This window comes from Stenotrophomonas sp. Ste86, assembly GCF_024519465.1.
Classification (GTDB): Bacteria; Pseudomonadota; Gammaproteobacteria; order Xanthomonadales; family Xanthomonadaceae; genus Stenotrophomonas.
Genome location: NZ_JALJRW010000026.1, coordinates 44,141 through 54,774 on the forward strand (window position 1 = coordinate 44,141; position 10,634 = coordinate 54,774).

Annotated in this window: 7 protein-coding genes and 3 tRNA genes; 6 read left to right on the top strand and 4 right to left on the bottom strand. The window is 66.7% G+C overall.

The genetic code is table 11. From position 1 onward, the window contains the following. Nucleotides 1–178 precede the first annotated feature (178 nt). The 3 genes from NR101_RS17145 to NR101_RS17155 are packed head-to-tail and all read left to right on the top strand — an operon-like array spanning nt 179 to nt 4,823. Complete coding sequence (locus tag NR101_RS17145) at nt 179–1,420, top strand: efflux RND transporter periplasmic adaptor subunit (protein ID WP_256777428.1); 1,242 nt, start codon at nt 179–181, stop codon at nt 1,418–1,420. After that, entirely contained in the window at nt 1,417–3,387 is a 1,971-nt protein-coding gene (locus tag NR101_RS17150) for a MacB family efflux pump subunit (RefSeq protein ID WP_256777429.1), read from the top strand. The genes NR101_RS17145 and NR101_RS17150 overlap by 4 nt, the downstream gene beginning before the upstream one ends. Further along, nucleotides 3,387–4,823 (top strand): TolC family protein, encoded by a 1,437-nt coding sequence (locus NR101_RS17155; RefSeq protein WP_256777430.1) that lies wholly within the window; start codon nt 3,387–3,389, stop codon nt 4,821–4,823. Before NR101_RS17150 ends, NR101_RS17155 begins: the two co-directional genes overlap by 1 nt. 147 nt (nt 4,824–4,970) lie before the next feature. Here NR101_RS17155 and rlmB read toward each other — a convergent pair whose 3' ends face one another. The 3 genes from rlmB to rnr all read right to left on the bottom strand — a co-directional run bounded on the left by rlmB (nt 4,971) and on the right by rnr (nt 8,803). After that, on the bottom strand, nt 4,971–5,717 hold the full coding sequence (gene rlmB, locus NR101_RS17160; protein ID WP_256777431.1) for a 23S rRNA (guanosine(2251)-2'-O)-methyltransferase RlmB: 747 nt from the start codon (nt 5,715–5,717) through the stop codon (nt 4,971–4,973). A gap of 161 nt (nt 5,718–5,878) precedes the next feature. Next, nucleotides 5,879–6,340 carry a GFA family protein gene (locus NR101_RS17165; RefSeq protein WP_256777432.1) on the bottom strand — a complete coding sequence of 154 codons (462 nt, stop codon included), beginning with the start codon at nt 6,338–6,340 and terminating at the stop codon, nt 5,879–5,881. 129 nt (nt 6,341–6,469) lie between these two features. Next, a complete protein-coding gene (gene rnr / locus NR101_RS17170) occupies nt 6,470–8,803 on the bottom strand; it encodes a ribonuclease R (protein WP_256777436.1) in 2,334 nt (777 codons plus the stop codon). Nucleotides 8,804–9,063: 260 nt separating this feature from the next. Here rnr and NR101_RS17175 point away from each other — a divergent pair. Further along, nucleotides 9,064–9,150, top strand: a tRNA-Leu gene (locus NR101_RS17175). Between the two features lie 75 nt (nt 9,151–9,225). Here NR101_RS17175 and NR101_RS17180 read toward each other — a convergent pair. Continuing rightward, nucleotides 9,226–9,912, bottom strand: coding sequence for a glutathione S-transferase family protein (locus NR101_RS17180; protein WP_256777433.1), 687 nt, complete (start codon nt 9,910–9,912; stop codon nt 9,226–9,228). 153 nt (nt 9,913–10,065) lie between these two features. Between NR101_RS17180 and NR101_RS17185 the strand changes: the two genes are divergently transcribed. Beyond that, nucleotides 10,066–10,152: transfer RNA gene (locus tag NR101_RS17185), tRNA-Leu, on the top strand. Nucleotides 10,153–10,339: 187 nt separating this feature from the next. Continuing rightward, a tRNA-Leu gene (locus NR101_RS17190) sits at nt 10,340–10,426 on the top strand. Nucleotides 10,427–10,634: the final 208 nt, after the last annotated feature.

The window sequence follows — 10,634 nt, forward strand, 5'->3', positions numbered from 1 at the left end:
GCTGAACCGCATCCAGTGGTTTGCGTACGCATGTTTCAAAGCAGGCAACAGACACACGGCGACATACAAAAGCAGGCCTTTGGTTACCTCGCGACACAGGGCGAGTGTTGAGCCGCACGGGTGCGGTCTTCACAATGCTGACAACGCCGCATCCCGGCCTGCCGAGTAGACGATCATCGTGAAGCCCCGCCTGCCCATCACCCGTCGCGGCCGCGTGCTGCTGTTGATCGCCGTTGTCGTCGTGCTGGCTGCGATTGTCGCATGGTACCTGCGCAAGCCGACCGCCCCGACCTTGGCCACCACCCCGGTTGGCCGTGGCGACATCGAGCAGACGGTGGAGGCCACCGGGGTGATCGATGCCTACAAGCTGGTCAGCGTGGGCGCGCAGGCCTCCGGCCAGATCAAATCGCTGCGGGTGCAGCTGGGCGATACGGTCAAACAAGGCGACCTGATCGCCGAGATCGATGCCACCACCCAGCAGAACCAGGTGCTCAACGCCGAGGCCACGCTGGACCAGGTCAAGGCGCAGCGCGCGGTGCAGCAGGCCAGCCTGCGCGAGGCCGAGCTGGAATTCGCGCGGCAGCAGCAGATGCTGGCCGCCGAAGCGACCTCGCGCGCCGAATACGACGCCGCCGACGCCAAGCTGAAAACCGCCCGCGCGCAGATCCAGTCCTACGATGCGCAGATCAAAGGCCGCGAAACCGAGCTGGGCACCGCCCGCGCCAACCTGGCCTACACCCGCATCACCGCGCCGATGGACGGCACCGTGGTGGCGGTGGTCGCCGAGGAAGGCCGCACCGTCAACGCCAACCAGACCGCACCGACCATCGTGATGCTGGCGCGGCTGGACCTGGTCACGGTCAACGCCGAAGTTTCCGAAGCCGACGTGGTCAAGATCAAGGCCGGCATGCCGGTGTACTTCACCACCCTGGGCGAGCCGGACCGCAAGTACCACGCCACGCTGCGCCAGATCAATCCGGCGCCGTCGTCGATCGCCAACGACAGTTCGTCCAGTTCCAGTTCCTCCAGTTCCAGCTCCAGCAGCGCGGTGTATTACAACGCGCTGTTCGACGTGGAAAACCCCGACGGTACGCTGCGCATCGACATGACCGCGCAGGTCTCGGTGATGCTCAGCCAGGCCAAGGGCGTGCTGACCATTCCCGCCGTCGCGCTGGGCCCGAAGACCCGCGACGGCCAGTACATGGTGCGCGTGGCCGACAAGGACGGCGTGCCGACCCCGCGCAAGGTCAGGATCGGGATCAACAACGGCGCCAATGCCGAAGTGCTGTCCGGGTTGCAGGAAGGCGAGAAAGTCGTGGTCGGTGAAGGCGGTGCAGCCGCAACCGGTGCCGGCGGTGGCCGCCGCGGGGGCGCGCAGATGCGCATGGGCGGGGCCGGCATGGGCGGGCCGCGTCGATGAGTCCGGCCTCGATGGGCACGCCGCTGCTGCGCCTGCGTGACCTGCGCCGCGAGTTTCCCGCCGGCGATGACACCATCGCGGTGCTGCGCGACGTCAACCTGGACATCGGCGCTGGCGAGATGGTCGCCATCGTCGGCCAGTCCGGCTCGGGCAAGTCGACGCTGATGAACATCCTCGGCTGCCTGGACCGCCCCACCCGCGGCAGCTACCAGGTGGCCGGGCGCGAGACCGGCAGCATGCTGCCGGACGAACTGGCGGCGCTGCGCCGCGAGCATTTCGGCTTCATCTTCCAGCGCTACCACCTGCTCGGCGACCTGGATGCGCGCGGCAACGTGGCCGTGCCGGCCGTCTACGCCGGCAGCCCGGGGCCGGTGCGTACCGCGCGTGCCGAACAGTTGCTGCAGCGCCTGGGCCTGGGCGACCGCATGAACCACACGCCCGGCCAGCTCTCCGGCGGCCAACAGCAGCGCGTGTCGATCGCGCGCGCGTTGATGAACGGTGGCGAGGTGATCCTGGCCGACGAACCGACCGGTGCGCTCGACACGAAATCCGGTGAGGAGGTAATGGGCATCCTCGGCGAGCTGCATGCCGAAGGCCACACCATCATCATCGTCACCCACGACATGAGCGTGGCCGAACACGCACAGCGCATCATCGAAATCCGCGACGGCGAGATCATCACCGACCGCACCAACCCGTCCGCGCCCAGCTACCGCGCGCAGCGCCAGCCGACCGTGGCCGCGGGCGGCGGCAACAGCTGGCGGGCCGCCCGCGATCGCTTCACCGAAGCGTTCCGGATGGCGCTGCTGGCGATGAACGCCCATCGTCTGCGCACCTTCCTGACCATGCTCGGGATCATCATCGGCATTGCCTCGGTGGTGTCGGTGGTGGCGATGGGCAACGGCTCGCAGCAGCAGATCCTGCAGAACATCAGCGCGCTGGGTACCAATACCATCGATGTCTATCCCGGTCGCGGCTTCGGCGACATGCGCTCGGCGCGCGTGCAGACGCTCAAGGCCAGCGATGCCGACGCGCTGGCGCGGCAGAGCTATGTGGACAGCGCCACTCCCAGCGTGTCCTCGTCGGTGACTGCGCGCTACCGCAACCAGTCGGCGACCGCGCAGGTCAGCGGCGTGGGTGAGCAGTACTTCCGGGTCAAGGGCGTTACCTTGAGCGCGGGCAGCTTCTTCGACGGCGATGCGGTCAAGGGCCTGGCGCAGGTCGCGGTGATCGACGAGAACACCCGTACCCAGTTTTTCCCGTCCGGTGAAGATCCGATCGGCCAGGTGATCCTGCTCGGCAACGTGCCGGTGCGGGTGATCGGCGTCGCACAGCGGCAGAGTTTCGGCATGGGCAGCAGTACCAGCCTGGGCGTGTGGGTGCCCTACACCACGGTGATGTCGCGCATGCTTGGGCAAAGTTACGTCTCCAGCATCACCGTGCGGGTGGACGACAGCACACCGATGGATGCCGCGCAGGCGGCCATCTCCAAGCTGCTGATCATGCGCCACGGCACCGAGGACTTCTTCCTCAGCAACAGCGCCGAGATCCGCGAAACCATCGAACAGACCACGCGCACCATGACGCTGCTGATCAGCGCGATCGCCGCGATCGCGTTGCTGGTCGGCGGCATCGGGGTGATGAACATCATGCTGGTGTCGGTCACCGAGCGCACCCGCGAGATCGGCGTGCGCATGGCCGTCGGTGCGCGGCAGAGCGACATCCGCCAGCAGTTCCTGATTGAAGCGGTGCTGGTGTGCCTGCTTGGCGGCCTGCTCGGCGTGGGCCTGTCGCTGATCGTCGGCTGGTTGTTCGGCAAATTCGCCCCGGATTTCCAGATGCTGTTCTCGACGGCTTCGATCGTCGCCGCGTTCGCCTGCTCCAGCCTGATCGGCGTGGCGTTCGGTTTTCTTCCGGCGCGCAGTGCCGCCCAACTTGATCCCGTGGAGGCGCTGGCGCGCGAATGATGAATCCCCTTTTCCCGCTCATCCGCGGCCACCTGCGCCCGCTCGCCCTGGCCTGCGTGACCACGCTGGCTGTGTCGGCCTGCGTCAGCACCGGCCATTACGCCGTCGACGCTCCCAGCGTGCCGGCCAGCTATGGTCGCGGCGATGCCTCGCGCAATGTCCCCACTGACGTGGTGGAGACCCTGCCGCATACCGACCGCACCGAGGTCCGCGACGATCCCTGGTGGACCCAGTTCGGCGATCCGCGCCTGGCGCGGGTGATCGACCGCGCCCTGGCCGCCAACACCGACCTGGCCTCGGCCGGGTTGGCCGTGCAGCGCGCCCGCCTGCAGGCCGGGCTGGCCGACAACGCGCTGTGGCCGCAGCCTTCGGGCAGCGTCGGCAGCAACGGCAGTCGTCCGATCGACCAGGGCGCGCAGTGGAATCGCGGCAGTTCGGCCAGTGTGTCGCTGCAGTGGGAAATCGACCTGTGGGGCCGCCTGCGCACCCAGCGCGACATCGCCCAGTGGGAAGCGCAGGCGCGTGAGGAAGACCTGCAGAACACCGCGTTGCTGGTGATCGGCGACGTCGCCACGCAGTACTGGACGCTGGCCTTCCTCAATCAGTCGATCCGCGCCGGCCAAGCCAACCTGGACCGCCTGCAGCGCACCCGGCAACTGGTGCAGGCACGCTTCGACGCCGGTGCGGTATCGCGCCTGGAAGTCCGCCAGGCCACCCAGAGCCTGGAAGCGCAACGGGCCACGCAAAGCGCGCTGGAACAGCAGCGGGTGGCCAGCCGCAACGCGTTGACGGTGCTGCTGGACGGGCAGCCGTGGCCGCTGGACGACGAGCCGCAGCAGTTGCTGGACGGTGGACGCCCGGTGGTGGCCGAAGGCCTGCCGGCCGAACTGCTGGGCCGGCGCCCGGACCTGCGCGCGGCCGAACTGAGGCTGCGCAACAGCCTGAAGACGATCAAGGTCACCGCCACCCAGTACTACCCCGCGCTGAGCCTGACCGGGAGCGTCGGCAGCAGCGCGACGTCGTTGTCGAACGTGCTGCAGAATCCGGTGGCTACGCTGGGTGCCGGTCTGTCGTTGCCGTTCCTCAACATCGGTCAGGCGCGGTTGAACACCCGCCTGGCCGGCACCGATTACCAGATGGCCGCCAACGACTTCCGCCGCACGCTGTACACGGCCCTGTCGGAGGTGGACAACGCGCTGTCGGCACGCGAGCAGTTCGCCACCCAGGTGGCGGCCTCGCAGGCATCGTTCGATGAAGCGGTGGAGATCGAGCGGATGTACGAGGTGCGCTATCGGGTCGGCGCCACGGACCTGCGCACCTGGCTGGAAGCGCAGCAGACCCGCCGCGATGCGGAGCTGTCGCTGGCCTCGGTGAAGCAGAAGCAGCTGATCAACGATGTAACGTTGTTCAAGGCGCTGGGCGGCAGCGCGGGGTAACCGTAGAGCCGACCGTTGGTCGGCTACCAACCACCCCGTAGAGCCGACCGTTGGTCGGCTACCCACCACCCCGTAGAGCCGACCGTTGGTCGGCTGCAGGCCACCGCGTAGAGCAGCCGACCAACGGTCGGCTCTACGGGTGCGCGGTTACAGACCGCGCTGGCGGACTGCTTCGAACAGGCTCACGCCGGTGGCAACCGACACGTTGAGGCTTTCGATGTCGCCCGGCATCGGGATCTTGACCAGGCTGTCGCAGTTTTCACGGGTCAGGCGGCGCAGGCCGTCGGCTTCGCCGCCGAGTACCAGCGCCACGTTGCCCTTCAGGTCGATCGAGTACAGCGACGCGGTGGCTTCACCGGCCAGGCCGTAGATCCACACGCCCAGCTTCTGCAGGTCCTTCAGGCAGCGCGACAGGTTGGTCACCGCCACCACCGGGATGCGGTCGGCAGCGCCGGCCGATGTCTTGCGCACGGTCGCGTTGACCGTGGCCGACTTGTCCTTGGGAATGATCACCGCCGTGGCACCGGCCGCCGCCGCGCTGCGCAGGCAGGCACCGAGGTTGTGCGGGTCCTGTACTTCGTCGAGCACTAGCAGCAGGGCCTTGCCCTCGGCGGCCTCGACCAGGCCTTCCAGTTCGTTTTCACCGTAGGTGCGTGCCGCCTGGTAGCGCGCCGCCACGCCCTGGTGGCGCACCGAACCACCCACGCCGTCCAGCGCCTGGGTGTTGACCTTGCGCACGTCGATACCCTTGCGCCGCGCATTCTCTTCAATCTCGACCAGACGCGGATTCTTCGCGCTGGCTTCGATCAGCACCTCGCGGACGTTCTCGGCATCGTTCTCGATTGAAGAGGCGACGGCGTTGACGCCGACGATCCACTGGCTTTGCTTGCTCATTGCGGGGGCACGACCGGTACAGGGGGTGGTAATGGTAGAGCATCAGGGCCCGCCCTGCCCTGCCGGGCGTTCACCCCATGGCCCACGGGGCCCTGGCGACCCACTGGGCGGGCCGCGCTGGCGCGCGCAGATCCGCACTTTTCACGCCCTGCGCCCCACCCTCACGGGGTGTCGTGGTCAGGGTGCTGATGAGAGACCAGCCCCTGCAGCAGCGCCATTTCCGGATCGTCCTCGTCGCGGATGTCGGCCAGGGTGCCCAATCCATCCACGAACGGGAGCTTGCTTTCCACCCCGTACTGCACGGTCGGTGGCAGGCGGGCGGGATCGTCGAAGGCACCGGCGGCGACGGCCATGCCGTCGGGCGCTTCATACGTCAGCGGCGTGCCACATTCAGGGCAGAAGCCGCGCTTGACCAGGTTGGACGAGGCGAACCGGCGTGGCTCGCCCCGGGTCCAGCTGAATTCAACCCGGCGTACCGAGACCAGCGGCGCGTAGTAGGCACCGAACGCTTTCTGGCACATGCGGCAGTGACAGATCGAACTGTCGGTCAGTTCGCCACGGACGTGGAAGCGGATCGCGCCGCATTGGCAGCCGCCGCTGTATTCGGGGAGGTCGTCGGGCATGGGATGCGCTCCGATCGTGGTGGGTATGGAGCCGGCTGGGGCCGGTACTCCGATCGTTGTATGCGTGGAGCCGGCCAACGGCCGGCACTACCGGGGCTGCGCTCCGGGTGGTCCCGGTACGCGCGTCGTTCAGTACTTCTGTTTCTTGCGCTTGGCGGGCTGACCACGCGGCGGCAGTTCGGCCGTCTCGTCGTCATTCTCCTCGACCAGGCGGAAGTCGATCTTGCGCTCTTCCATGCTCGCCTTGAGCACCAGGATCCGCACCCGGTCACCCAACCGGTACGCCTTGCCACGGCGCTCGCCGCTGAGCGTCTTGCGGGTGGCGTCGAACTGGTAATAGTCGTGCGGCAGCTGGGTCACGTGGACCAGGCCGTTGACCTTGGACTCGTCCAGTTCGACGAACAGGCCGAAGCTGGTTACGCCGCTGATCACGCCATCGAACTGGCCACCGACGTGCTTTTCCATCCATGCCGCGCGGTAGCGCTCGTCCACTTCACGCTCGGCCTCGTCGGCACGGCGTTCGCGTTCGGAGCACTGCACGGCCAGGGCGGCCATTTCGCGTGCCGAGTAGGTGTACTTGTCCAGCGAGCCGCCCGACAGCGCGTACTTGATCGCGCGGTGGACGAGCAAATCCGGGTAACGACGGATCGGCGAGGTGAAGTGTGCGTACGCATCCAGCGATAAACCGAAGTGCCCCTGGTTGTCCGGCGAATACACCGCCATGCTCTGGCTGCGCAGCAGTACCGATTCCAGCAGGGCCGCGTCCGGGCGCTCGCGCACCTTTTTGAGCAGCTTGGTGTAATCGCCCGGCTGCACCTTGGCCCACGGCGGCAGGCTCAGCTTGAATTCCTTGAGGAACTCGAGCAGGTCGTCGTACTTGGCTTCCGGCGGCTTGGCGTGGTCGCGGTACGGCGCCGGCACCTGCTTGTGCAGCAGGTACCGCGCGGCCTGCACGTTGGCCGCGATCATGCATTCTTCGATCAACTTGTGCGCATCGTTGCGCACCAGCATGCCGGCCTGGGACACCTCACCGGTGTTGTCCAGCACGAAGCGCACTTCGGAGGATTCGAATTCGATCGCACCGCGACGGGTACGCGCCTTGGCCAGCACCTTGTACAACTGGTGCAGGTGCTCGACCTGCGGCAGTACCGCGGCGATCTGGTTGCGCACCGCGACATCGTTCTCGCCCACCGCCTGCCAGACCTGGTTATAGGTTAGGCGTGCGTGCGAATTCATCACTGCTTCGTAGAAGCGCGAATGGATCACGTCACCGTCGCGGTTCACCTGCATATCGCAGACGAAGCACATCCGGTCGACCTTGGGCATCAGCGAGCAGATGCCGTTGGACAAGGTCTCCGGCAACATCGGCACCACGAAGCCCGGGAAGTACACCGAGGTGGCGCGCTTCTGTGCTTCATCGTCGAGCGGGGTGCCCGGACGCACGTAGTTGGACACATCGGCGATGGCCACCACCAGGCGGAAGCCTTCGGCGTTGGGTTCGCAGTAAACCGCGTCATCGAAGTCCTTGGCATCCTCGCCATCGATGGTCACCAGCGGCGTGGTGCGCAGATCCACGCGCCCACCGATGCTGTCCGGCTCGACCACCATCGGCACCGCCGAGGCCTCGTTGAGCACCTCCTGCGGGAACTCGAACGGCAGCTCGTGGCCATGGATCGCGGTTTCCACGATCAGCGATGCGGTCAGCTTGTCGCCAAGCACCGCGATGATGCGGCCGATCGGCGGGCGACGCGTATCCGGTGCCTGGGTCAGCTCGCAGACCACCAGCTGGCCGTCGCGGGCATCGCCGGTCTGGTCCGGCGGAATCTGTACGTTGCGCTGCACGCGCTTGTCGTCGGGCACCACGTAGTTGATGCCGAACTCGACGCTGAAGCGGCCGATCAGACGGGTCATCCCGCGCTCGAGAACGCGCGCGATGCTGCCTTCGCGACGGCCACGACGGTCGATGCCGGTGACGTTGGCCAACACGCGGTCGCCGTGCATGACCTTGCGCATTTCATACGGCGGCAGGAACAGGTCATCCCCACCCTCCACCGGACGCAGGAAGCCGAAGCCTTCCGGGTTGGCGATGACCACGCCGGTGATCAGGTTGGTGGCCTGCACCGGGGCAAAGCCGCCGCGGCGGTTTTGTACGAGCTGGCCGTCTCGCACCATCGCGCCCAGGCGCTTGCCCAGTGCATCGGCGCGGTCCGGCTCGGTCAGGCCGAGATGGACGCCGATCTCGTCAGCGGTCTGCGGACCGTCGCAGCGTTCCAGCAGCTGCAGGATCGCCTCACGGCTGGCGATCGGCTGCGCGTAGCGCTCTGCTTCGCGCGCGGCGTGCGGGTCGACGACGTTCATGTCGGTAGATGTCGGGTGCGGGCGGCGGCGGGTCGGGATCGGCGCGCCGGCGTCCGGTTTCGGACCGCCACGGTTGCCGCCACGCGCTGGCGCCGGGGTGTTCATCGATTCGGGCATCCACGGTGGCAGCTTGCCGGCCTTCTTGGCGGCAGCGCGGGGCTTGCCCGACGGACCGGCAGCCTGGGGCGCCGGGGACTTGGGGGCTTTCGCGCCCCGGGTCGGTTTCTTTGGTTTCATTGCCCTCCATGGTAACCGCTGACGGTGTGCAGAGGCAGTCGAGGCGCATCCATATGCAGGTTTGTGAAGAAATTTCGTAAAAGCGTTGACAAGGGCCGTCGGTATCTCCACAATTCGCCTCCTGAGTCGCCCAGGTGGCGGAATTGGTAGACGCACTAGCTTCAGGTGCTAGCGGGGGCAACTTCGTGGAGGTTCGAGTCCTCTCCTGGGCACCATGACTCAGACAATGATCAAACCCGCGCAAGCGGGTTTTTTCGTTTCCGGGGCCTGCCCACGTCACCCTGGCCGGGTCAGGCATCGGGAATGTAGTAGCGGCGCGCCAGTCCCGCCCTTCCCGGGAAGTGCTTGAACCAGGGCCGGGCGGCATCGATCACTGCCGCCACGTCCGCATGCGCCATCAGCCGTTCCACATAGGCAGACAGTGCCGCATGCGCATCCGGCAGCGGCACGTAAGCCACGGCATAGAACAATGCCGGCGCCGCGGCGCAGTCGGCCAGGGTGAAGGCTTCGCCCGCCAGCCAGCGACGCCCGTCCAACTGCTGGTCCAACAGGGCATAGCTGTTCAGCAGGGTCGCGCGGGCGGCCTCGGTCGCAGCGCCATTCCCGTCGCTGCCCGGCTTCAGCAGGGCAGCGGTCAGCGCCTGCATCGGGGTCATCACGTACAGGTCGCAGACCCGGTCCCAGAGCCGCACCTCCAGGGCCTGCGCCGGGTCCTGCGGAAGCAGCCGCCTACCGTCGGCGGCGTGATGAAGCTGCAGGTGTTCGATGATGATGCTGGTCTCGCCGATGGGCGCGCCCTGCTCCACCAGCAGCGGCATTTTGCCCAGCGGCCACAGCGCCCGGAACGCGGCTCGCTCGACCGGGTCGCCGAGGTTCAACAGGCGCTCGTCCAGCGCCACACCCAGCACGCGGGCGGCGATCAGCACCTTCTGGCAGCACGAAGAAAGCGGGTGGACATGCAGGATCGGGGTCGCCATGGGAACGCCTTGCTGCTTGGTGGGGCGAGTATTTTCAGTGTCTGCCGCCCCGGTCAAGCCGCGCCGCGCCACCCGCCAGCGCTCTCGCTCGGATGTGACTTGGGCATGCATTGACAGTGTTCGAATGCTTCCGCATAATTCTCCGCCTGAGTCGCCCAGGTGGCGGAATTGGTAGACGCACTAGCTTCAGGTGCTAGCGGGGGCAACTTCGTGGAGGTTCGAGTCCTCTCCTGGGCACCACGACTCGGTAAATGATCAAACCCGCGCAAGCGGGTTTTTTCGTTTCTGGCGTTCGATGACACGCGCTTGGAACGCACGACTTTCGCGACATGCAGCGCGGTGATGGGGCAGCGCGCGGCCGTCGAAATTTTCCGCGACATGCTGTTGACACAATTTCAGTTCTCCCGCAGAATTCTCCTCCTGAGTCGCCCAGGTGGCGGAATTGGTAGACGCACTAGCTTCAGGTGCTAGCGGGGGCAACTTCGTGGAGGTTCGAGTCCTCTCCTGGGCACCATGACTCAGACAATGATCAAACCCGCGCAAGCGGGTTTTTTCATGTGTGGGGTTTGGGGTTTGTTTCTTTTTTTTTGAAGCCAAGGCCAGAGCCCAGAGCCAGAGCCCAGAGCCAGTGCGTTGCGTTTGCGCCTGCGCCGGGCTGGGCGGGGATGTGTGAGTTCGCGGGACACGCCGTGAATCCATCCCTGGAGGCTCGCGTACGCCAT